The organism is Prevotella pallens (assembly GCF_900454935.1).
GTDB lineage: Bacteria > Bacteroidota > Bacteroidia > Bacteroidales > Bacteroidaceae > Prevotella > Prevotella pallens.
The window spans coordinates 1224199-1250487 of sequence record NZ_UGTP01000001.1 but is presented as its reverse complement, the minus strand read 5'-3'; the positions used below and the strand labels follow the sequence as shown (position 1 = coordinate 1250487).

The following is a 26289-nucleotide window of genomic DNA, read 5'->3' as shown; positions in this document are numbered from 1 at the left end:
TTTGTACGAATATTCTCGCAACCAGCTAATGAATAAAGGCTCTCTATATACAAGTTAGCCATGATCTTAAAATGATAATGGTTTATATTAGAATTATAATCTACTTGTATTACTTACATACAAAGCCCACAGCTTGTTTTATTTAGCACAGCAAAAATAGAGAAATACTTGCTAAATATTCTCAACCTCGATAATAAAAAAGCCACTACATCTACTTTTAATTAAAACGTAGATAAATCATAATTATAAAATTAAAAAATATAATTATAAATCCTAAATTTTATATTACAAATTTTTGATAATATACAACAAGTAAAAAAGTTAGAATCGAATATGACAGAAACAAGATTTTTATCTATAAACTCAGAATATATTTTAGACACATTTACCTCTATAAATTGGAAAGAAAAGTTTTATCAGATACTTATAATTAAGATTAAAGGTATAAGAAATATTGTCTATCTTATTTTTATTTAGTAATTTTGCACCCTAAATGATTTAATGAATTTCCAATGAAACAAAATAATTCAATACAAATGTTTGCTGATTACGAGGGAGAATTACCTGACTTTAATACGAATATTGAAGGAGATATTCCAGTTCTCATAACACGCAACCTTGTTATGTTCCCTGGTATTCTAATGCCTGTGTTAGTAGGTCGTAAGGCTACATTAACATTAATAAAATATTTAGAGAAACACCCTAATACAGTTTTTGCTGTTTTCAGTCAAAAAGATGGAAATATAGACGAACCTCAAGAAAAAGATTTGTATCACACAGGTATATATGCAAAACTTGTGCGAGTTTTTGATATGCCAGGAACTGTAGATGGTGAAAACAGAACAGCAATCATTCAAGGATTGGGTCGTTGTCAATTAGACGAAATTACAAAAGAGAAGCCATATACAAAAGGTAAAACCCATTCTCTACCAGAAGAAAAAGTAGATAAGAACGATAAAGAGTTTATTACTGCAGTAAATGATATGAAACTTACTGCAAAAGAATATATTCAGGGAAGTGATGATATACCCGATGATTCGCAATTTGCACTCGATAATATCTCTAATCCTATCGTTTCTGTTAATTATATTTGTGCCAATATGCCCTTCAGTGTATCAGAGAAGATACACCTATTAAAAGAAGAGTCTATAAAAGACCGTTTATTCCGACTAATGAAGATAATGAATAGAGAAATTCAATTTCAACATTTACGACAGAATATACGTTCTAAAACACGTGAAGATTTAGACGAACAACAACGCGAATACTTCTTACATCAACAAATTAAGAATATTCAGGAAGAATTGGGCGATGGTGATAGTACACCTGAGAAAAAAGAACTTATAGAAAAGGCAGCAAATAAAAAATGGTCGGAAGATGTTGCGAAAGTCTTTAATAAAGAACTTGATAAATTAAGCACGCTTAACCCTCAAAGTCCCGACTATAGTGTTCAGGTAAATTATTTACAAACAATGGTAAATCTTCCCTGGAACGAATTTACTAAGGACGATTTAGCACTTGGGCGTGCACAAAAAGTTCTAGATAGAGATCACTACGGAATGGAAAAAGTGAAAGAACGTATTCTAGAATATATGGCAGTGCTAAAACTTACAAAGAACTTAAAATCTCCTATTCTATGTTTATATGGTCCACCAGGTGTTGGAAAAACAAGTCTTGGTAAAAGTATAGCCGAATCTATGAAACGTAAATATGTTCGTATGTCTCTTGGTGGACTACACGATGAATCAGAAATTCGTGGTCATCGTCGTACATATATCGGAGCTATGCCTGGACGTATTATAAAAAATATACAAAAGGCAGGTTCATCTAATCCGGTCTTTATTCTTGACGAAATCGATAAAGTAACACAAAATACTATAAATGGCGATCCTGCATCTGCTTTGTTAGAAGTTCTTGATCCAGAACAGAATAATGCATTTCATGATAACTACCTCGATGTAGATTATGATCTTTCTCGTGTATTATTTATAGCAACTGCAAACGATATAAACAGTATTCCTAAGCCATTATTAGACCGTATGGAGGTAATTGAAGTTTCAGGCTATATTACTGAAGAGAAAATAGAAATAGCTAAACGTCATTTAGTTCCAAAAGAAGTCAAAGACACTGGTTTAATCCAACATAATAAAGGCTTAAAATTTACCAATCTCGCTTTAGAAAAATTGATTGAAAATTATACGCGTGAAAGTGGTGTGCGCCAACTAGAAAAGCAAATAGATAAAGCATTTCGTAAATTAGCATTAAAACAAGAAAGAGACAATGCTTTGCCTATTGAGAAAATTAAACCTGAAGATTTAGAGGATTTGTTAGGTAAACCTCCTTTTTATCGCGATATTTATCAAGGAAACGATTATGCTGGAGTTGTTACGGGGTTAGCATGGACTAGCGTTGGCGGAGAGATTTTATTTATAGAAACATCTCTATCGAAAGGAAAAGCAGGAAAATTAACGCTTACGGGAAATCTTGGAGACGTTATGAAAGAATCTGCTATTATCGCCTTAGAATATGTTAAGGCTCATATAGAAACACTTGGCGTAGATTATCGTATTTTTGAACAATGGAATATTCATATTCACGTTCCAGAAGGAGCTACTCCTAAAGATGGTCCATCTGCAGGTATAACTATAGCCACAAGTATTGCATCAGCAATTACTCAGCGCAAAGTTAGAAAAAATACTGCAATGACTGGCGAAATAACACTTCGAGGGAAAGTACTTCCTGTTGGTGGTATTAAAGAAAAGATTCTTGCAGCAAAAAGAGCGGGGATTACTGATATCATTATGTGCAAAGAGAATCGTAAAGATGTAGAGGAAATACCAGAGAAATATCGCATTGGTGTTGAGTTCCATTATGTAGAAAATGTACAAGAAGTATGGAATTTTGCTCTTACAAACGAGATGGTGGCAAATCCGATTGACTTTACAATTAAAGAAGAAAACAATAAAAATAACGCGGAATGACGTTTGAACTTCAATGTACTGATAGAGCAAGTGAAGCAAGAGTTGGTTTAATTACCACTGATCACGGGCAAATAAAAACACCTATATTTATGCCCGTTGGTACTGCTGGTACTGTTAAAGGAGTTCATTTTTCAGAACTAATAGAACAAGTTAAAGCACAAATTATACTTGGTAATACGTATCATTTGTATTTACGTCCAGGTTTAGAAATTCTAAAAGCAGCAGGTGGATTACATAAATTCAATGGTTGGAACCGCCCAATATTAACAGATTCAGGTGGCTTTCAAGTTTTTTCATTAACAAGCATTCGTAAACTCTCAGAAGAAGGTTGCCAGTTTAGAAGTCATATTGATGGCTCTAAACATATATTTACACCTGAAAATGTAATGGACACACAACGAATTATAGGTGCAGATATCATTATGGCTTTCGATGAATGTCCTCCTGGAAATAGCGATTATGCATATTCGAAGCAAAGTTTAGGATTAACACAACGGTGGTTAGATCGTTGTATTAAACGTTTTAACGAAACGGAACCTTTATATGGTTATAAACAAAGTCTTTTTCCTATTGTACAAGGGTGCACTTACAAGGATTTAAGAACAGAAGCTGCAAAATTCGTAGCCGATAAAGGAGCAGATGGTAATGCTATTGGAGGACTTGCAGTAGGAGAACCTACAGAAGTTATGTACGAAATGATAGAGGTTGTTAATGAGATTTTACCAAAAGATAAACCTCGTTATCTAATGGGAGTTGGTACTCCTCAAAATATTCTTGAAGGAATTGAACGTGGAGTAGATATGTTCGATTGTGTTATGCCTACAAGAAATGGTCGCAATGCAATGCTTTTCACATACGAAGGGACTATGAATATGCGAAATAAAAAATGGGAGAACGATTTTTCGCCAGTAGATAGCAATGGGTGTGATATAGATATTATAACCTCAAAAGCTTATTTACATCATTTATTTAAAGCAGGCGAATTACTCGCTATGCAAATAGCAAGTATTCATAATATTGCTTTTTACCTTCGATTAGTTACTGATGCAAGGACACATATAGAAAAAGGAGACTTTACACAATGGAAGTCTTCTATTATGGACAAGTTAGGACGACGTTTATAACTATATTAGATGAAAAATCTATTCAACAGGATAATAAATATTGTTATCAATAAGCTGGCAGCATTGAAACATCTTAAACTTATAAGAGTTTTAATAAATGCTTTTATGTGGTTAAAAAAACATTTACCAGCTCTTCACCCAAAACATCTTGTTGGTTTATTAGATTGGTACATCATTAAAAAATTTATAGGAACTTATGTATTTTCTATAATTCTCATAATTTCTATCGCTATAATATTCGACTTTAACGAAAACTTATCGAAACTTACCGAGTATAAAGCTCCATGGCATGCTATTATATTCGATTATTATGCAAACTTCGTTCCATACTATTCTAATCTGTTTTCTCCTTTATTTGTTTTCATAGCCGTAATATTCTTTACATCAAAACTAGCTGGTAATTCTGAAATAATTTCTATGCTTGCTTCTGGTGTGTCGTTTAATCGGTTGCTACGCCCGTATATGATTTCGTGTATATTAATAGCAGGACTAACTTATTATTTAAATAGTTCTGTTATTCCGCATGGTACTGTAATACGTTTAAATTTTAGATCACTCTATCTTAATTCTAAAAAAAATACTGCTGCAGAAAATGTACAGCTAAAGGTTGCGAAAAATACTGTGGCTTATATTCAGAACTACGATGATAAATATAAGCGTGGTTATGGGTTCTCACTCGACAAATTTGATGGTAACAAACTTGTTGATCACTTAACAGCTAGCGAAATTCAGTATGATACAATAGCAGATTCGAAATATCATTGGAAAATATCAGACTGGAAAAGCAGAAAATTAAGGGGGTTACGAGAACATATTACAACAGGAGCAGAAAAAGATACTGTTATAATGATGGAACCAACTGATTTAGTTTTCTCAAAAGGCCAACAAGAAACATTCACGTCGGCAGAACTTCGTAATTATATTTCGAAACAAACGAGCAGAGGTTCTAAGAATGTTGTACAATACGAAGTTGAATACCATAAACGTATAGCAATGTCTTTTTCATCATTTGTCTTAACTATTATTGGCTTATCGTTATCTTCACGTAAACGAAAAGGTGGAATGGGATTGTATCTTGGCATTGGACTTGTATTGAGCGTAAGTTATATTTTATTGCAAACTGTTTCTTCTACTTTTGCCATTAATGCAAATACCCCACCAATATTGGCTGCTTGGATTCCAAATATAATTTTCGCTGCGATAGCATATTTCTGTTATCGACAAGCACCTAATTAATGAAGAAAAAAATAAACAAAAAAATCCGTAGTGGGAAGAATTAAATAAAATTTCTATGATTTTTGAAAGCTTAGATTTAAATGACGATATACTCGATGCACTTTACGATATGCATTTCGAGCAATGTACACCTATTCAAGAAAAATGTATACCAGAAATTTTAAAAGGTAAAGACATATTAGGTGTAGCACAAACAGGAACAGGTAAAACAGCTGCCTACTTGCTTCCTATCCTTTCGAAACTTGCAGATGGAGGTTATCCAGAAGATGCAATAAATTGCCTGATTATGTCTCCAACTCGTGAATTAGCGCAACAAATAGACCAAGCCTTTCAAGGTTTCTCATACTATTTGAATGGTATTTCATGTGTAGCTGTATATGGAGGTAACGATGGAAACCGTTACGATCAAGAATTAAAGAGTCTTTCTTTAGGTGCCGATGTTGTTATTGCCACCCCTGGACGCTTTATTTCTCATATTTCTTTAGGCAATGTTGACCTCTCTAAAGTTAGCTTTTTCATTCTTGACGAGGCTGATAGAATGTTAGATATGGGATTTTCAGATGACATATTAACTATTCAGAAAAAACTACCCAAAACTTGTCAAACTATTATGTTTTCGGCGACGATGCCTAAAAAAATTGAAGATCTTGCTGGGACATTACTAAAAAATCCAGCAATAATTAAACTCGCTGTTAGCAAACCTGCAGATAAAATACACCAAATAGCTTATGTTTGTTATGAAACACAAAAGATGGAGATTGTAAAAGACATATTCAAATCACACAATCCTCAACGAGTCATAATCTTTTCTGGTTCAAAACAAAAAGTAAAACAAATAGCTTCATCGCTTAATCAGAAAAAGATAAATTGTGGGCAGATGCATTCTGACCTTGATCAGGCTCAACGCGATGAGATGATGTTTAAATTTAAAAGTGGACAAATTGATGTTCTTGTAGCTACAGATATTTTATCAAGAGGAATTGATATCGATGATATTACAATGGTTATTAATTATGATGTACCACACGATGTAGAAGATTATGTACACCGAATAGGACGTACGGCAAGAGCTGACAGAGATGGAATTGCAATAACACTTGTGAGTGATGATGATATCTATAACTTTCAACAAATAGAAAATTTCTTAGAGAAAGAAATTGAAAAAGTTTCATTACCAGAAGATATAGGAAAAGGTCCTGAATATAAAAGCATCAATAAATCTAGAAAAAATACAAGTGCTAAAACGAGACGGAAAAAAGCACGCGATCAACAAAGTCACAAAGATAAGAAAATTCGTAATAATAAGAGAGGTAACCAAAAACAATCAACAAGAAACGAAATTACTGAAAAGAAATCTCAAAATCTTACCGTTCATACAGACGATAAGAGAAAACAAAATGCAGAAAATACAAGTAAAAATAATCGCAACAATAGAAAGCCTTCCTCAAATGTTGTAGATAATAAACAACAGAATAAAGTACAGAATGGAAATTCTATAGAGAACAATAAGGTTGGAAATAAAGAAAAGAATAATAATTCTACTTCAAAATCTGCTAAAGATAAAAAAGAGGAAAAGAAACAGAGATATGAAAATACGACTGTTGAGTCAAATATTAAACGAAAACAAAAAACGAAAACAAAGAAAGAACGACGTTCTAAAGAAATAAATAAACTGCAGCGAAGTACCAAATATGAGATAAAAGACGATATGACAAAGAAAGAAAAGTCGGAAAATAAATTTAAATCACTGATAAAGAAACCATTAAAATGGTTAAGTAAATTTGGAAAAAAGTAAATTCATATATGTGATGATCAATATTTAATAACGTAACCTCCATTTACTTAAACTAAAATAATAATAAGAGGAGGTTACGTATATTTAATATCCTAGTGAAAACTTTCTCATCTTAATAAATAAGTGGCTGGATGTGAGACTCGTTGAGAGTATGTAGATGAGGATTCTACTTCTCTACATATTTATCACGTACTTCAAAAAGACATAATTATTTTGTTTACAAAGGTGAAAATAAAAAAAGGTCTATACGAAAAAACAAAACACGAACATATCAAAAACGTTATATACAAAAACTCCAACGTATGGTTATTTTATAGTTGGTGTTTTTCGTAAGATACCTATCATTATTAATAGTCTAAATATTAACAATACTCAAAGGTGGCTTAAGAGTAGAAAGCATGCTTTGAAACTTCATTCCACTCAAAAGCAGAGTAAAGAATGATAACTGAGATATCGATAAACGAACGCTAGTAGATAATGACCAAACAGCAATTTTAGTCTGAATATATACATTATTTGAGCATATAACAATATCATTCCTTAACAAACTTTAAAGAGCCTAAGATATATTAAGTGGGCTTTTTTTCGTATTTTTGCATCGAATTGGTGGTTTTTATCTCGCCAAGTGTAGTTAGAATTATTAAGAGAAATAAATACATTATGAGTAAACAAACAGAAAAAATCAAGGAACTCGTAGCCAAAAGAGAGCAAGCTCGTTTAGGTGGTGGCGAAAAGGCCATAGAAAAACAACATGCTCGTGGAAAATATACAGCGCGCGAGCGTATCGAGATGTTGGTAGATAAAGGTAGTTTCGAAGAGTATGATATGTTTAAACTCCATCGTTGCCATAACTTTGGTATGGAGAAAAAACAATATCTGGGCGATGGAGTAGTTGCAGGTTCAGCTACAATAGATGGTCGTCTTGTTTATGTTTACGCACAAGATTTTACTGTTAATGGAGGTTCTTTGTCAGAAACAATGGCACAGAAAATTTGTAAAGTTATGGATATGGCTATGACAAATGGTGCGCCAATAATTTGTATGAATGATTCTGGTGGAGCACGTATTCAAGAAGGAATTTCTTCTTTGGCAGGTTACGGAGAGATATTCGAACGTAATATTCTCGCTTCGGGTGTAATTCCTCAAATTTCAAGTATTCTCGGTCCTTGTGCTGGTGGAGCTGTTTATTCTCCTGCCCTTACCGACTTTATCTTAATGAAAGAAGATACAAGTTATATGTTCCTTACTGGACCTAAAGTTGTAAAAACGGTAACTGGAGAAGATATTGATGCTGAACATCTTGGTGGTGCAAGTGTTCATGCAACAAAAAGTGGTGTAACAAGCTTTACAGCGAAAACAGAAGAAGAAGCAACAGAGACCATTAAGACTTTACTTTCTTACATACCTTCTAATAATCGCGAAGAGGCTCCACGTACAGAGTGCACCGATCCTATTGATCGTAAGGAGGATTTGTTGAATGAAATTATTCCTGACGACCCAAATCAAGCTTACGATATGTATAAGGTGATAAAAGCAATAACCGATAATGGAAAATTCTTCGAAGTACAACCGAAGTTTGCTAAAAATATTATCACTGGTTTTGCTCGATTTAATGGTCAAAGTGTGGGAATTGTAGCTAATCAACCATCTGCGTATGCTGGCGTTCTCGATACAAATGCAAGTAGAAAAGGTGCACGATTTGTGCGTTTTTGTGATGCTTTTAACATTCCTATCGTTTCGTTAGTAGACGTTCCAGGCTTCCTTCCTGGTACTGGTCAGGAATATAATGCTGTTATTCTACATGGAGCACAGCTACTTTATGCTTATGGTGAAGCGACAGTACCTAAAATAACTATTACACTTCGTAAGAGTTATGGTGGTTCGCATATTGTTATGGGCTGTAAACAATTGCGCTCAGATCTTAATTTTGCTTGGCCAAGTTCAGAAATAGCTGTTATGGGAGCATCGGGGGCTGTTGCAGTTCTTTACGGAAAAGAAGTAAAACAAGTGAAAGAGAATGGTGGCGATGTTAAACAATTCATTGCTGAAAAAGAAGAAGAATATACAGAAAAATTTGCAAATCCATATCAGGCAGCTCAATACGGCTATATAGATGATGTTATTGAACCACGTAACACACGTTTCCGCATTTGCCGTGGTCTTGCACAATTAGCAAATAAGAAGCAAGATTTACCTGCTAAGAAACATGGTTGTATGCCAATGTAAAATTTGCAAGTTCCTTTCATTAAAAATATCTATAAATGAACAATAATATATATGCATCAATTGCTATGGCTCTCTATGAGTATGCAGGCAATAATGTTCACGATGTAGAATCTGGCATTATCACAATTAAACCAAAGCAGACATTGTGGAATGCGAAGTTCGAAATTATGACCAAGAAACCATAAAAGAAAATGAAAGAATTTAAATATACAATAGACGGCAAGGAATATTCTGTCGTAATAAATAATGTTAGTGAAGATAATGTTGCTGACATTACTGTGAATGGTGAAGAATATAAGGTGCAGATGGAAGCACCTGCAGAACCAGAGAAGAAAAAGGTTGAATTAGGGAAACCTGTAGCTGAAAATGAAACAGAAAACACGGCTACATCAGCAAATATCAATACTTCTAATGCAATAAAGGCTCCACTTCCTGGCACTATTACTTCTATAGAGGTTTCAGTTGGACAAGAAGTTAAAGCTGGTGATACTGTTCTCGTGCTTGAAGCAATGAAAATGCAAAATAGCATTGAAGCAGAAAGAGACGGTAAAGTTACAGCTATCATTGTAAAAGTTGGTCAGGCTGTGCTTGAAGATGAGCCATTAGTCGTAATAGAATAAATTAGCGAGACGCATAAAACGTCTACTTATTAAAGAATATACTATAATAGAAATCCATTCATCTGCTCCTAATAGAAGCTTATGGATGGATTTCTTTTTTCGATAATCTCACCTATTCCTTAGCCTATCATAATAGATAAGGAAACTTTATCTAAAATTCTTGTATATCAGATATTTTTTCGTAACTTTGTTGTCAAAATAGAACATAAAATATACAAAAACGTATGCTTACATTAAAGCTTATCAGTGAAGAAACTGAACGTGTTATAAAAGGTCTTGAAAAAAAGCATTTTAATAATGCTAAGAAGACCATTGAAACGGTATTAGAATACGATAAATTACGTAGAGAATACCAACAGAAACTTGATAACAATAAACAACAACAAAATCTTCTTTCAAAACAAATTGGCGGATTAATGAAAGAAGGAAAGAAAGACGAGGCTAACGAAATAAAGAATAAAGTAGCCGAACTGAAAACTGCCGATAAAGAACTACAAGATAATATGGAAAAAGCACAAGCGGATATGACTAACTTGTTGCTAACTATTCCAAATATTCCCAATGAAGATGTTCCTGAGGGTAAAGATGCAAACGATAATGTTGTTGTAAAAGAAGGAGGAGAAAAACCAACCTTTGAAGGCGAAGCTCTTTGTCATTGGGACTTATGTAAGATGTATAATCTTGTTGATTTTGATCTCGGTGTTAAAATAACAGGAGCAGGCTTTCCTATATATATAGGTAAGATGGCCCGCTTTCAACGTGCTTTAGAAGCATTCTTCTTAGACGAAGCACGCAAAAGTGGATATTTAGAGATACAACCTCCATTAGTAGTTAATCAGGCTTCTGGTTTAGGCACTGGACAGCTACCTGATAAAGAGGGGCAAATGTATCATGCCGAAGTAGACGATCTTTATTTAATTCCAACAGCAGAAGTACCAGTAACCAATATCTTCCGCGATGAAATTCTCGACGAAAAGGAACTCCCTGTTAAACGTTGTGCTTATTCTTCATGTTTCCGTCGTGAGGCTGGAAGTTATGGAAAAGATGTACGAGGATTAAATCGTTTGCATCAATTCGACAAAGTAGAAATTGTTCGTATAGATACTCCACAACATTCTTATGAATCTTTAAACGAGATGCTGAAACACGTTGAAGGTTTGTTAATAAAATTGGAACTTCCATATCATATTCTTCGATTATGTGGTGGAGATATGAGTTTCACTTCCGCTATCTGTTATGATTTCGAGGTATGGAGCGGTGCTCAAAAACGGTGGTTGGAAGTAAGTTCTGTATCAAACTTTGAGAGCTATCAGGCAAATCGCTTACATTGTCGTTATCGCCGTTCTGAAGATAAAAAGATAGAATTGTGCCATACTCTTAATGGTTCAGCATTGGCTTTACCACGTATTGTTGCTGCCATTTTGGAAAACAATCAAACATCTGAAGGGATAAGAGTTCCTAAAGCACTTGTTCCTTATTGTGGATTTGAAATACTTGATGACAAGAACTTCTAATTGTTTTTGAAATCGTAGATAATATTCTTTGCTGAAATTAGGGCTGATACTATCTTGTATTTAGGATATCCGAAAACTAAGATTGTATCTCCCCTAATCCAAAATAGAAAGAGATAGAAAAATACAGAATTTAGTCTGTATAATGCAATCTACTTCGAAGAGCACAGAAAAAATAAATATTGCAGAGAGTTAGAAAATAAAGAATCTATAAACAACTTAACCTTTAAAACATGAACAAGATTATTAGTAAAAAACAATTTTCCGAAAAGGTTTTTTGTATTGTAGTAGAAGCACCACTCATTGCACGCAGTTGTAGAGCGGGAAACTTTGTTATAGTACGCGTAGACAATAACAGCGAGCGTGTACCTTACACTATTGCTAAAGCTGATCCTGAGAAAGGAACACTTACAATGGTTATACAGGAAGTGGGGCTTTCGTCTACTAAATTGTGCCAACTTGAACCCGGCGATGAGGTTCTAGATATTGTAGGACCATTAGGACAAGCATCTCACATAGAGAATTATGGTACTGTGGTGTGTGCTGGTGGTGGTATTGGCATTGCTGCTATCCTACCAATTTTAACAGCATTCAAAAAAGCAGGAAATCGTGTCATTTCTGTGTTGGCAGGGCGCACGAAAGAACTGGTGATTATGGTTGAAGACGTTGCAAAATACTCCGACGAAGTTATTATAATGACCGACGATGGTAGTATGGGAAAAAAGGGAGTAGTAACTGTTGGTGTTGAAGAAGTGTTGCAGCGCGAGAAAGTAGATAAAGTTTTGGCTATTGGTCCTCCAATAATGATGAAGTTTACATCTTTGTTGGCAAAGAAGTATGGTATACCTAACGATGTATCACTGAATACAATTATGGTAGACGGTACTGGTATGTGCGGTGCATGCCGTCTTACTATTGGTGGAAAAACAAAGTTTGTATGTATTGATGGTCCTGAATTTAATGGAGACCTTGTTGATTGGGACGAAATGTTTAAGCGTATGGGCACTTTTAAGGGTGTTGAACGCGAAGAGATGGAGAGAAAACAAACCCAGATAGGGCATCATCATATAGAAGTTGAGACCACTAATAGCACAGTGCATACGCCTTTAGCTCCTGCCGAAGAAACAAAGCAAGACTTTGCTGAACTTATTGAACGAAACTCTGAATGGCGTACTGAATTGCGCAAAAGTATGAAGCCCAAAGAGCGCACTACTATAGAGCGAGTGCAGATGCCTGAACTTGATCCTGTTTATCGTGCAACTACTCGTTTGGAGGAAGTTAACAAAGGTCTTACGAAAGAAATGGCAATGCGCGAAGCTAAACGTTGCCTCGACTGTGCAAAACCTACATGCGTGGAAGGTTGTCCGGTAAACATTAATATTCCAAGCTTTATTAAGAACATTGAACGTGGCCAGTTTCTTAACGCTGCCCGTGTATTGAAAGACACCTCTGCCCTACCCGCTGTGTGTGGTCGTGTTTGTCCACAAGAAAAGCAATGCGAAAGTCGTTGTATTCATTTAAAAATGAAAGAACCTGCTGTAGCTATTGGTTATCTTGAAAGATTTGCTGCCGACTACGAACGTGAAAGTGGAAATATTACTTTGCCCGAACTTGCTCCGTCTAATGGAATGAAGGTTGCTGTTATTGGATCAGGACCTTCAGGACTTAGTTTTGCTGGCGATATGGTGAAGCGTGGATTTGAGGTTTATGTTTTCGAAGCATTACACGAAATTGGTGGCGTACTTAAATATGGTATTCCAGAGTTCCGTTTACCAAACAAGATTGTTGAGGTGGAAGTTGAAAACTTAAGAAAGCAGGGAGTTCATTTCCAGACAGACACTATTGTTGGCAAAACTATAAGTGTGGAAGAACTGAAACAAAACGGCTTCAAAGGAATCTTTGTTGGCTCTGGTGCAGGATTGCCGAACTTTATGGGCATTCCAGGCGAAAATAGCATAAATATTCTCTCGAGCAACGAATATCTTACTCGTGTAAACCTAATGGACGCAGCTAACCCTGATACCGATACGCCTATTATTATTGGAAAAAAGGTGCTTGTTGTTGGTGGTGGAAATACTGCAATGGATTCTTGTCGTACGGCAAAACGTCTTGGTGCAGATGTTACATTAGTTTATCGCCGTTCGTTAGAAGAAATGCCTGCACGTGTAGAGGAGGTGAAACATGCACAAGAAGAAGGTATTAACTTCCTAACGCTACACAACCCGAAGGAATATATTGCTGATGAAAATGGACGTGTTTGCAGAGCTGTCTTAGATGTTATGGAATTGGGTGAACCTGACGAAAGTGGCCGTCGCAGACCACAAACTACGGGGAAAACTATTACGATAGAATGCGATCAAGTAGTAGTTGCCGTGGGAGTATCGCCCAATCCTCTTGTGCCGAATTCTATAGATGGATTGGAGTTAGGGCGAAAGAACACTATTGCCGTGAACGAAGAAATGCAGAGTTCTATTCCTACAATTTATGCAGGTGGCGACATTGTGCGCGGTGGTGCTACTGTTATATTGGCGATGGGCGATGGCAGAAAAGCTGCTCTTAATATGGCAAATGCTTTGCTGAAAGAATAGATACATTAATAAAACTAACTAATAAAAAGGGGTTAAAGACTAACCATTTAAGTTGTCTTTACCCCCTTTTTTATTCATTTTATCCAACGTTCAAGAAATATGCATTATATTTTATAATGTTTTATATTGGCACTATGCTTTCGTTATAAAATAATTAATATGCTTCGTAATAAAGCAAGAGCTGGGCGTATATGGGGTAAGTTCGTGCCAAAGCTAGAATGACGCAATTTATGCTAAAAGGTGTGTAGCGGAATGCTACAATGCGAATGTATTACTTTTTTCCACGCTGTTCTTTCGCTTATTACATATATACGCAACAGCCTTATGCGTAAGAGGCATTATTGACTACAGCAATGTATGGTTTTACTTACACGTAAATAAAGTTTTACTTACACGTAAATAAAGTTTTACTTACACGTAAATAAAGTTTTACTTACATGTAAATAAAGTTTTACTTACACATAAGTAATACTGTCTAATCGGTATATCGTTGATATGGAAGACTTGTGTAACTGTAACGAAGTAGTGATATAATTACGAGAAAGACGAGAGTTTCAGACGGTAGAAACAGCAACTAACAACATTGCCAACATTTTTCTTATTCGCCCATATTGTTAGGCACAAACTATTTGAGCAGAGCAATTAAAAAGGCTGAACGTACTACCCGCTCAGCCTTTCTTATTTGTGCTATAAAATTTGGATTAGAAATAAAGTCCGCATCTCATAGAAAGGAGTATAAGACTTTAGCTCAGTCGCAATTTTTACTGAATAATAATAGTCTTGCCATTTATAATATACATTCCTTTTGGCAGAGTGTTTAAGTTGTGCAAACCTTTAGCAACCAATTTGCCATCAACGGTATAAACATCGTACGATAGGTTTACATTCCCTACAATATCGTGAATATTGGTTGTAGCAGTTACGCTTATTGGCTCAGACTCGGAACCATCGGGATATACAGCAGTAACTTTATAGCTATGCGTAGTTCCTGGTTTCAGTTTATCATCGGTGAACGATGGAGATGTTGTGCTTACAATAAGCGAATCGTTACGATAAATATTATAAGCAGCAGGTCCGTTACTTGCGTCGAACGTAATATCGTCTATCATGAAAACCAGTCCTTGACTCGCAGGTGTAGTGTGTCGTATTGCGAAATAGCGTGTACCCGAAGGCAGCTGTGTTGTTATTTCGTTCCATACAGCCGACTCTTGTTTATACGTATCGATTTTGCTGAAACTAGCAGGTTTATTATCGGTAGGCGATGCTAACACTTCGAAAGTTTCTGTTGTCTGGCTGTTTCCTTGCGCATTGTTCACCCAGAAGCTAATGGTTTGTTCCTCTTCAGATAGAGGCTGGCTAATCAACCAGTTATCAGCACCTATAACGTTTCCTTCTGCATTTTGTTGGTACATTGCTACGGCGGCTTTACGTCCAGAGTGTGGAGCTATATCTTTAGTGCCACGGAAATAGTCGTCGGGTTTCCAATTTATAAAAGCGAATTGTTCTCCTTGATGTGGATAGCTAACTTGTGCGCTAAGCGGAATAGCATAGCCTTTATCAGCATCAAATGTAGTCCACTTTCCAAAGTCGGTTTGCCAAGCTTCGTAGCTTTCAAAGTTTTCTCTTATGGTTTCTTTTGTTGTTTCTGGTTTATTCCACAACAGTTCTACCGTACCCACCTTGTCGGTTTTACTTGTTAAGTTGGTTGGTGGAAGCACGTTTGCTTTTTCGAGAATAATATTTGCTAAGTCGGTGTTGTTTGCAGTTTGCATATCGTTAGCAACTGTTAGTTCAGCCTTTATACTGTGTTGCTCGCTTGGGTCGAGAATAGTGGTGGCATAACTAATAGGGATAACAAAATCTTGCAACAGAGATAAGCTTTTGGTGATATCCGATTGGTGAATAACTTTATTGTTCAACGAAACCTTTACAGCAGCATGGTCTATCTTGTCGAGGCCTAAATTGCTAACTTTTACTTTTAAGTTCACAGTTTGTCCCTTATTTACACTTGTTGGTGCAGAAAGCTCAATTGCGCCATCGCATTGCAATGGGTCCGAAATGCTTATATTGTCTAAGTACACAATATTTGGAGAGGCATCGGCAGCTATAGCCTTTACGTGCATAAGAATGTAGTCTTGGGTGGTAAGAGTTTCTGGCAAGTCTACAATTTCAGTTATCCATTTTCCAACCTTTGTATCGCTGGCGAAATCGTGTATCCATACAGGGTCTGTAACTGTACCGTCCATCTTTTCGAAGGTAATCTCTAACCGAACAGGAGTTTGTGCCTTTGCATTGTAACTAAAACCTAATTTAGGCTGAGTAGTTCCACGCATATCAATTTTTCCAGTTGTAATAGTCGATGTACCAGCAGCACGAGGTTTAAAGAACAAACAGCCTCCATCATCGTCAGACGATTCGTTGCTAGTAAGTCGCCACAATACTTTGTCGTTAGAACTGGTAGTCTGGAATAATTGCTGTTCGAAAGTAGCATTTCTGAAACTGTTACGATATGGAAGCGTATAAGGCACTCCTAAAATAATGCTTGCTGTTGCAAACTCGCTACTTAAGCCATTATAGTTTGCAGCAATAGCCCATTTTCTGTAGCGTTGTGCGCCAGTCTTAGTGTTTATACCCTCTACAGTGTATTCTGTTAAGCCATTCTTTGCAATTGCAATATGGTTGCCAAGTCCATTCTGATTAACATCATATATATCGTAATCAACTTTAGAGGGCTCTACTACACCACCGTGAGCACCTTTGGCAGGTTCCCATGTAAGTTTAACCGAAGTGCCTTGGTCTATTGCTTTCACTATAGGTTCTGCGGGGAGATCCTTTCCTATGTATGCTCTCCGTGTAACACTTGTTCCATTACCATTTTCGTTGAAAGCAATTGCAATATAGTTATTAATTCCTTGCGTAGGGTTCTCGTCAATAAGTTTGAGTTCAGCACCAGGCGTAGGAGCAACAAATGTTTTTAGTATTTTAGTTCCATTGCGCAATTCAATCTTCTTAATAGCAGTAAGCTGATTTCCATCGATTGCTTTAGTTGGAGCCTTAAAAGTAATAGCAGCCTTTAATGCGCCCGTTGGATTTGCTATAACATTCATATTCTCTACTGCTGCGGGAGCATTTGTTGTGGGAATAGGCTCAACACCCATTTCGCCTAAGTAGATGAAGCTTTTTTTTGCGTCAGAAATTGCGTGAAATCCAATGTAATAATCGCCATCACTCTGTGGAGTAACTTGTGCGCTGAACTCATGGTATTGCGGATCTGTAAGTTCAATGGGCGATATAACATTAGTTGTCATAGCTTGAGCTGTTGGCGCATTGCCCATTTTAACCTCTAATCGTTCTTTGTATTCTTCTTCAGCATTGCTAGCTCTAAAGCTAATTTTATAAGTTTTACCAGCTTTCAACTTTATAGGAGGGCTCATCAACCAATCGTCGCCAGCATTATTGCGACTATACGAGTAGCGGAAAGCTCTTCCTTTTTCTTCATCATCATACCATCTCCATGTAAATCCGTCATCGTTTCCATCGACAATAGTATAGATGAGAGCATCGTTTTTGTTTCTAAAATCATCGAAGTATGGCGTGTCGAAAACGTTACCAGTAACCTTATATTCACTTACTGTTATCTTGCTACACTGAGTAGTATTAACGGCTTGTACACCGTATGCATAGCCTGTTCGTGTAGTTTCGGGCAAAGTTTCTGTAAAAGTAGTGGCTGTTAAGTTTGAAGCAACCTTTATAGTATCTGTACTACTGAAACGATATACATTGTAAGTAAGGTTTCCTATATAGCCTTGATGAAGTCCTTGTGTAGGTTTGTCCCAAGACACTGTAGCTTTACGCGTGTCGTCTATTTTTAAATCTACATAGTCTAAAGGAAGTGGTTCATCGTTTCCTATATACTTTTCGTATTTTGCCTTAGGGCTTTTTCCACCCTCGTTGGTTGTAACAATAATGAAGTGGTTCATACCTTCTTCCACTTGAATAGATGTTTGTGCCACCTGTCCCGGAAGCACCGTTCCTGTTGCCACCTGTTTGTTGTTGGCTGTGATGGTATAAGAAAGAGGCTTATTGGTTGCAAGAGTAGTACCATCGAATTGAGTTTCAGGAGCTTTGAATGAAATATAACCAGTGGTTGATGCGCCATTGAATTGAGTTTGCAAATCGGTTGCCACATTTGGAGCTGCAGCTGCTGCTTTTGGCATTGGAATTACCATACCTAAGACTGTAGCTTTTTCCATTGACCCTACAGCTGTAACATGTCCATCGTTCAGGTCTACTGTATATAATGTACAGTTGCCATTAGCCGTTTTTGCAGCCCAATAAAATTCGTTCGTATTAGGGTCTATTTCTCCAGTTTGATAGAAATGGTTTTCTGCCTCGTCCTTTACGTTTATACCTGTACTACCCTTTAATGTTTCTACACCTGTTGTGCGATCTATCTGATAAAGGTTTCCATCGTCTGCAACACCAAACGCTCTGCCATCGTTAGTTATTCCGAGAGCAATATAACTGTGTTCAGCTTTTGCTATTGTGGTTCGTGTCAATGTTCTATAGTCTATAACACCCCACTCTAACGATTTCAAGTTTGCTGAATAAAACTCACCAAAAACTTCACCTGTCTTAGGGTCTATAGCTGTTTCTGTAGCTATAACGTTCCAACTTTTTGGTTGAAGCGATTGCTCTATTAACTCCCATGTATCTGTGTTGAATGCATAGTGAGTAACTCCCAGAACTCCATAAGCCGCATAAGTATCATCGACATAAATACAATGTAGCTCATCATCAACAATACCACAACCTCCATTTAGTAATCCTTTTTTAAAGGGAGCAAGTTCTGTAAAATCGATTGATTGCGTTGGAAAAAATGAATAAACGCCAAGCAGATTATCGGTTACAACATTTCCCCAAATACATTGCTTTGGATTTACAAGTAAGTGTTGTGTATTCCGTTTATGGTTGGTCTGCATTGTGCTTTTCTCTTGTGTCTTAGGCATCTTAGCCTTAAACACAGAAAGAATATTGTTTGACACTACCTTTTTAGCCGAGGTAAACTCTGAGGGAAGAAGGTTACCAGACCTGATTTGTAGCACAGACTGTGGTTCAGGTTGTGCATTAGTAGGCAACGATATTAGCAACGACAATAAAGTGCCTAATAAGAATGTAGATTTTTGTTTCATTTATATTAAAATTAATAAGTAGACTTATACCTTATATTATATATGGAGATAATGCAAATTCGTTCGAAACACTATAACGGCTGATATATGTATTCCAAAAGAAGATTGTGAAGATACATAGACAACATTTATTTATTTGCTATAAAACGATTGCTCGGTTGTTTCCATAAAGATTTATTTTCGCTGCAAAATTACAAATATAATTTTATACTCAGCACTATCAACGTTTTTTTATACATTTAATTTTAAGATTGACATATAACTGTTTTTACAAAAGGCAACAGCGCATAGTTTTCATCTCTCTCATATTTATATACATCAAAATAGGTACGGTGGGAAAAAGATAGATTTTTCTCGAAAAAAAGCACGATTGTAAAGTTGCAGTTTGTTGTGATATCTAAATTGCAACTGAGAGATATCTAAGACGCAACTGACAGATATCTGAAATGAACGTTACAGATATCTGAAACAAGAGATATACATCTGATGGGCTTTTCCTGATTTTGCTATACACTTTTTGTTTGATTAAAAACCTTGCTGGATAAAGACTCGAATGCGAGTAAAAATAAGCAATTTATATAAATAAACCGAAAGCCTACGATTTTGAGTTTTTATGGAAGTAGGACTCGTAAGGTACGGCAGTAGGACTCGTGGGGCACGGCTGTATAACTCGTGGGGTACGGCAGTACATTTCGTTGATATTAACAATTACAGCATTTGGCTTAACATTATTTTATTATGTGTTTTTAGAAGCACGGTATAACAACAGAGAAGGAAACAGTGGCGAACCAAATAGAAGGTATGTGCGTTCGCTTTATTTTCCAAAATTACTATCGAGGGGTAAGTAAAGATTGTACATTTGCACAAAAGCTGTAGGACGTAGACCGTAAATAAGACGAATGGGAAGACGATGAAAAAGACGCTGGACCGAAGAAATAAAAAGTTGATGCCAGACAACCACACCCGTGAGTTTCAATAGCTTATTAGACTGCAACACTTTCGTTGCTTACTAGCTTTCTGTTTTCTTGTTGGCAGATAGCTTGTCTTTCTAACTCATTGTAGCTTACTATCCTACTACTTCGTTCTAAAGTAAACTAATCTACCAACAATAAAGTAAAATCTGCTGAATCTATAATAACCAGTTAAATTTAAAGAAGCATTAATACTACTTATTTTACATTTAAGAACTTCTTAATGAATGGCGCAGTATAACTTTGAGAAACCTTTGCTATTTCTGCTGGAGTGCCAGTTGCAATAATCTGTCCACCACCACGACCGCCATCAGGTCCCATATCAATAATATAGTCGGCTTGTTTTATTACATCAAGGTTGTGCTCTATAATTATAACCGTGTTTCCTCTATCAACCAGCTTTTGCAATACACCCATAAGTACCCTAATATCTTCGAAATGCAATCCTGTAGTAGGTTCGTCAAGAATGTAGAGCGTTTTTCCTGTATCCCGTTTAGAAAGTTCGGTTGCAAGTTTTACACGTTGGCTTTCGCCTCCCGAAAGAGTTGTAGAACTTTGCCCTAACTTAATATAACCTAAACCAACATCTTGTAAGGCTTTTATTTTAGGAAGAATAAGCGGAACATTCTCGAAGAATTCTACAGCGGTATTCACTGTCATATCGAGAACATCGGCTATTGATTTTCCTTTAAAACGCACTTCAAGCGTTTCTCGGTTATAACGCTTTCCATGACAAACCTCGCATGGAACAAATACATCAGGTAAGAAGTTCATTTCTATGGTGCGATAGCCATTACCCCCACAATTCTCACACCGTCCACCCTTTACGTTAAACGAAAAACGTCCAGGTTTATAGCCACGTATTTTTGCCTCAGGAAGATTAACAAACAGATTGCGAATATCGGAGAATACACCTGTGTATGTTGCAGGATTACTGCGCGGAGTACGTCCAATAGGACTTTGGTCTACATTCACAACCTTATCTACATTCTCTATTCCTTCTATCTTAGCATACGCCATAGGAGCTTTCAAAGAACGATAGAAATGTTGAGATAGTATAGGCTGTAAGGTCTCGTTGATTAATGTACTCTTTCCAGAGCCAGACACCCCTGTAACAACAATAAGTTTACCCAAAGGAAATTCTACATCAACATTTTTTAAATTGTTACCTTTGCAACCATACAGCCATAACGATTTACCATTTCCTTTACGATATTCAGTTGGAAGTGGAATAATTCGTTCGCCATTAAGATATTGAGCTGTAAGAGTGTGCGTTTGAAGCATCTGATTGTATGTACCCTGAAAAACAACCTCTCCTCCATTCTTACCAGCTTTTGGACCAATATCAACAACCCAATCGGCAGCACGCATCATATCCTCATCGTGCTCAACAACAATCACCGTATTTCCGAGGTCGCGCAATTTGCACAATGATTTTATTAAGCGATCGTTATCACGCTGATGCAAACCAATAGAAGGTTCGTCTAAAATATAAAGCACGTTTACGAGTTGAGAGCCAATCTGTGTAGCCAGTCTTATACGTTGGCTCTCTCCTCCTGAAAGCGTTGCACTTTGTCTGTTTAGCGAAAGATAATTAAGACCAACATTTAGCAAGAAGTCTATACGCTTGCGAATTTCTTTTAGAATCTCTTTAGCAACAAGTTGCTGTTTCTCGTTAAGGTGTCGCTCTACATTTCCAAGCCAGTTCTTTAAGTCGGCAATATCTATTGTAGACAGCTCTGCTATATTTTTGTCCCATATTCTATATGAGAGAGCTTCACGATTAAGACGTTGTCCTTTGCATTCAGGACATTCCCGTTCAGCAATAAACTGGTCAGCCCACTTCTTTCCGGCAGCAGTTTCATCGTTTTCCATTACTGAACGCAAGTATTTTATAACACCATCGAAAGAAGTAAAATAGTCGGAATTAGTATGAACAAGCTCTTTAGAGATACGAACTTTATCTAGCGACCCATAAAGTATTTCGTCAAGCACTTCTTTCGAAATATCTTTAATTGGTGTTTTCAAAGTATAATCGTATTTTTCAAGAATAGCAGCTATCTGCCAGAATATCATTTGGTTTTTGTATTTACCTAAAGGAATAATAGCACCTTCATAAATACTTTGGCTTTTGTTAGGAATTACCTTCGTTAAATCAATCTCGTTTATCTTGCCCAATCCTTTACAATGCGGACACGCTCCCTCTGGAGAATTAAATGAGAATATATTAGGAGCAGGGTCTTTGTAAGCAATTCCCGTAATAGGGTCCATCAAACGTTTAGAGAAATATTTAGTAATGCCGCTCTCTTTCTCCATAATCATAATAAGAGAGTCGCCTTGTTTCATTGCTACCGATACCGTCTTTGCTAAACGCTCTTTAAAGGTTTCATCGTTCGCAGCACCAAGTTTAAGTCTATCTATTACAACTTCTATATTGTGATTTTTGTATCTATCTACCTTCATACCACGTGTAATTTCCAATATCTCACCGTCTACACGAATATAAAGATATCCCTTACGTCGCATTTGTTCGAATAGTTCACGATAATGTCCTTTACGATTTCTTACCAATGGTGCAAGTACATAAATACTTTTGTTGGCATAATTGTGAAGAATCATTTCGATTACACGTTCTTCCGTGTATTTTACCATTGGCTCGTTGCTCATATACGAATAAGCAATTCCTGCACGTGCATATAGCAAACGAAGATAATCGTATATCTCTGTTGTAGTGCCAACTGTTGAACGTGGATTTTTGTTTGTGGTTTTTTGCTCAATAGATATTACTGGTGATAATCCAGTAATCTTATCAACATCAGGTCGCTCCATATTACCCAAAAAGTTCCGAGCATAAGCAGAAAACGTCTCAATATAGCGTCTTTGCCCTTCAGCAAATATAGTATCAAAAGCCAATGAACTTTTACCCGAGCCAGATAATCCTGTAAAAACAATCAATGCATTACGAGGCATTGACACATCTATATTTTTTAAATTGTGCACACGTGCCCCAAACACTTCTATTTTATCATTCACCATTATTTGTGTCAGTTTGTTTGTAAAACTACAATTAATGCGTTTGTGTAGTTGTTTCGTTGTATCCGCGCAATAAATTCACATCTTTCTTAATATGGAATTTCTTTCCATCTGCGCCTGTAGCCTTCACATTCACAAAATAAACTCCTTGTGCAACAGGCTTTCCATTAAAAGTTCCGTCCCAGCCTTCATTAGGATTATTCCATTCAAAAAGCTTTTGCCCCCATCTATTAAAGATAACTGCATGAAATTCTACAATACTTTTAAATCCTTTCTTAGCTTTAAACACATCATTTATACCATCGCCATTAGGAGAAAAGGCATTGGGGAAAGATATTTCACTCTCACTAATAGATATGTTTATCGGTTCATAAATATAAACAGTATCATTATTTAATATCTCATATAAACAAACACGAAATGAGCCTGCAGTTATGAAAGTATATTGTGTGTCTTGTTCATAGCGAATTAAGAATGCATTAGTAGGTTTGTTTTGCTCTAAAAAATGCCACTCAAAATGAGTCCCATTTGGCAAATTTACAGTAGGATTCGCTACAAAATTTACAGTTAATGGGGCTGAACCTGAAAAGCCTTGTGCTGAGTTTATCGTTTCAGAGCTCCCACTTTCTCCAATATACGTTCCATAAGGCTCGCAAGACTGAGAAAAACTATTAGTGGCGATTAGGAATAAAACCACTATTAAAGATATTTTATGAAAATATAGCTGCATAATCTTCTTATTTCTGCAAAAATACAAAAATTCTATCGACAAAAAGCAAATAGTAAATAGTTTTTGTTATCTTTGCAGAGTGTTAATTTCAGAAATAAACAGATTATGAAGCGTTATTATAGATACTTATTCTTATTGCTTACATTATTTTTCACCATTCAAGTATCAGCTCAGACTACTATCTGGCGAGATATTCATAAAGTAAAAAAGAAAGAAACAATCTTTGGAATAGCAAAAGATTATGGAATTAGTATTCAAGAACTTATTGATGCAAATCCAGAGATGAAACAAGAGGGGTATGAACTCAAGAAAGGTAATTGGATATTTGTTCCTTATGCCAAAGGGAATGATAAAAAATATGTACCTGATTCACCAAACAATATTAATGATAAGAAACCTGTAATAGCCAACACAACGACAAATGCCATTCGCATAGGAGTTATGTTACCCTTACATCGAGAAGATGGCGATGGATTAAGAATGGTTGAATACTATAGAGGTATTCTACTTGCATTAGAACAAATGAAACAAGAAGGAATTAATACAGATGTGCATGCTTGGAATGTTCCTAAAGATGCCGATATTAAAACAACTTTATTAGATAAGAATGCTCCGACGTTAGATATTATCTTTGGTCCACTCTATTCTAATCAAGTAAAACCATTAGGCGACTTTTGCCAACGCAACAATATAAAAATGGTTATACCTTTTTCTATCGAATCGAAAGAAGTAGATACCAATCCTTATATATTCCAAGTATATCAAGATAATAATCGTTTGAATAGAAAAGCCATTGCATGTTTCTTCGAGCGTTTCCAAAAGACCCATCACCCTATATTTATTAATTGTAATGATATTGATAGCCAAGTTGGACTCTTTACTAATGGATTAAGAAAACAACTTGAATTAGCAAAAATACATTATAATATAACTAACTTAAATACACCACAAGTTGATTTTGCGAAACAATTCAGCACTTCTCAACCTAACGTGGTTATTATAAATTCTGAGAAAAGTCCTTATCTGAATAAAGTATTTGAAAAATTAGACCTACTAAGAAAGGCTAATCCAAATATTAATATCTCGATGTATGGTTATAACGAATGGTTTATGTACCAGGATTATAATATCAATAATTATTTTAAATATGATGTTTATATCCCATCTACCTATTATTATAATAAAGCAGCAAAAAGAACTGAAGCGTTAGAAAAACAATATATCAATAAATATGATGAACCTATGAAGGATTCATATATTCCACGTTTTGCTATTGTTGGATACGATCAGGCACAATTCTTTATTAGAGGTATTAAGAATAAGGGCAAAAACTTTAAGGGAACAAGTACAGAAGTTAATTATGTTCCATTACAAACACGATACAATTTTGAACATATAGGGAATGGTGGCTACATTAATAATCATTTCCAGCTAGTACACTTTAAACCTAATAAGACTATGGAGAACTTAGTTTATTAAGTCTTAAAAACTTAATACAGTAGTAGAACAGATAAAGCTATGAACAGAAAAGTAGTAACAGCATTGCTTATACTCTTTCCATTATGGATATATGCACAAGTGGGAGATTACCGCAATAGTCTTTCTATAGGTGGTAATACCGGCTATATATTATCTAACGTAGGATTTGACCCTAAAGTATCACAATCTCTACACAGCGGTATTACTGCTGGTCTAAGTGTGAGGTATGTATGTGAAAAGTATTTCAACACTATCTGTTCTATTTACGGTGAGATAAATTATGCTTCAACTGGTTGGAAACAAGATATACGAACTGCAACAGATAAACCTGTTATCAATACAAATGGGTCTGCTGAAAAGTATTCACGGACATTAAACTATCTGCAAATACCTGTTTTTGCACATTTAGCGTGGGGAAGAGAACAGAATGGTTTCAATTTCTTTGTACAAGCAGGTCCACAAATTGGGATATTACTGAATGAAACTGTCATAAGCAACTATGATACACCCAATTTATTAAATGATGGTACAGGAAGAAGTAATACAATTGTAAAACAGGAATCTATGCCCGTCGAAAAGAAATTCGACTACGGTATTGCAGCAGGTTTAGGTGCTGAATGGAGTATCCGTCGCATAGGACATATTATTTTAGAGGCACGCTATTACTATGGATTGGGCAATATATACGGCAATAGTAAGAAAGATTTCTTTGGAAAATCTAATAATAGTAATATAATTATCAAATTAACATATCTATATGATATTGTGAAGAATAAAAACAACAAATAAAATTAATTAATAAC

The 26289-nt window shown here is 35.9% G+C and carries 14 protein-coding genes; 11 read left to right on the top strand and 3 right to left on the bottom strand.

Translation table 11 applies throughout. From position 1 onward, the window contains the following. Positions 1-512 precede the first annotated feature (512 nt). The 9 genes from lon (at position 513) to DX009_RS05305 (ending at position 14081) form a co-directional block, all read left to right on the top strand. Positions 513-2981 (top strand): endopeptidase La, encoded by a 2469-nt coding sequence (gene lon / locus DX009_RS05340; RefSeq protein WP_115083268.1) that lies wholly within the window; start codon positions 513-515, stop codon positions 2979-2981. Further along, entirely contained in the window at positions 2978-4105 is a 1128-nt protein-coding gene (gene tgt / locus DX009_RS05335) for a tRNA guanosine(34) transglycosylase Tgt (RefSeq protein ID WP_115083267.1), read from the top strand. Before lon ends, tgt begins: the two co-directional genes overlap by 4 nt. Before the next feature lie 105 nt (positions 4106-4210). Next, positions 4211-5341 (top strand): LptF/LptG family permease, encoded by a 1131-nt coding sequence (locus DX009_RS05330; RefSeq protein WP_314957895.1) that lies wholly within the window; start codon positions 4211-4213, stop codon positions 5339-5341. A gap of 55 nt (positions 5342-5396) precedes the next feature. Further along, positions 5397-7136, top strand: a complete 1740-nt coding sequence (locus DX009_RS05325; protein WP_115083265.1) for a DEAD/DEAH box helicase — start codon at positions 5397-5399, stop codon at positions 7134-7136. Between the two features lie 660 nt (positions 7137-7796). Beyond that, a complete protein-coding gene (locus tag DX009_RS05320) occupies positions 7797-9362 on the top strand; it encodes an acyl-CoA carboxylase subunit beta (protein ID WP_040595394.1) in 1566 nt (521 codons plus the stop codon). Between the two features lie 35 nt (positions 9363-9397). Further along, the gene (locus DX009_RS13310) at positions 9398-9547 is read left to right on the top strand and encodes a hypothetical protein (protein WP_181792315.1); all 150 of its coding nucleotides are present in this window, start codon (positions 9398-9400) and stop codon (positions 9545-9547) included. 6 nt (positions 9548-9553) lie between these two features. Beyond that, positions 9554-9982 (top strand): biotin/lipoyl-containing protein, encoded by a 429-nt coding sequence (locus tag DX009_RS05315; RefSeq protein WP_006044882.1) that lies wholly within the window; start codon positions 9554-9556, stop codon positions 9980-9982. 224 nt (positions 9983-10206) lie between these two features. Continuing rightward, the gene (gene serS / locus DX009_RS05310; protein WP_006044881.1) at positions 10207-11496 is read left to right on the top strand and encodes a serine--tRNA ligase; all 1290 of its coding nucleotides are present in this window, start codon (positions 10207-10209) and stop codon (positions 11494-11496) included. A 230-nt stretch (positions 11497-11726) separates the two neighbouring features. After that, positions 11727-14081: a bifunctional dihydroorotate dehydrogenase B NAD binding subunit/NADPH-dependent glutamate synthase gene (locus DX009_RS05305; RefSeq protein ID WP_115083264.1), complete on the top strand. Its 2355-nt coding sequence runs from the start codon at positions 11727-11729 to the stop codon at positions 14079-14081. A 761-nt stretch (positions 14082-14842) separates the two neighbouring features. On the opposite strand, the gene DX009_RS05300 is transcribed toward DX009_RS05305, so the two are convergent. The 3 genes from DX009_RS05300 to DX009_RS05290 form a co-directional block, all read right to left on the bottom strand. Next, entirely contained in the window at positions 14843-19273 is a 4431-nt protein-coding gene (locus DX009_RS05300) for a choice-of-anchor J domain-containing protein (protein ID WP_115083263.1), read from the bottom strand. A gap of 1169 nt (positions 19274-20442) precedes the next feature. After that, positions 20443-23277 (bottom strand): excinuclease ABC subunit UvrA, encoded by a 2835-nt coding sequence (gene uvrA / locus DX009_RS05295; protein ID WP_115083815.1) that lies wholly within the window; start codon positions 23275-23277, stop codon positions 20443-20445. A gap of 34 nt (positions 23278-23311) precedes the next feature. Continuing rightward, positions 23312-24007: a gliding motility-associated C-terminal domain-containing protein gene (locus tag DX009_RS05290; protein ID WP_115083262.1), complete on the bottom strand. Its 696-nt coding sequence runs from the start codon at positions 24005-24007 to the stop codon at positions 23312-23314. Positions 24008-24112: 105 nt separating this feature from the next. Here DX009_RS05290 and DX009_RS05285 point away from each other — a divergent pair, with 105 nt between their 5' ends. Beyond that, on the top strand, positions 24113-25486 hold the full coding sequence (locus tag DX009_RS05285) for an amino acid ABC transporter substrate-binding protein (protein WP_115083261.1): 1374 nt from the start codon (positions 24113-24115) through the stop codon (positions 25484-25486). 39 nt (positions 25487-25525) lie between these two features. Continuing rightward, a complete protein-coding gene (locus DX009_RS05280) occupies positions 25526-26275 on the top strand; it encodes a porin family protein (protein ID WP_115083260.1) in 750 nt (249 codons plus the stop codon). Positions 26276-26289 lie beyond the last annotated feature (14 nt).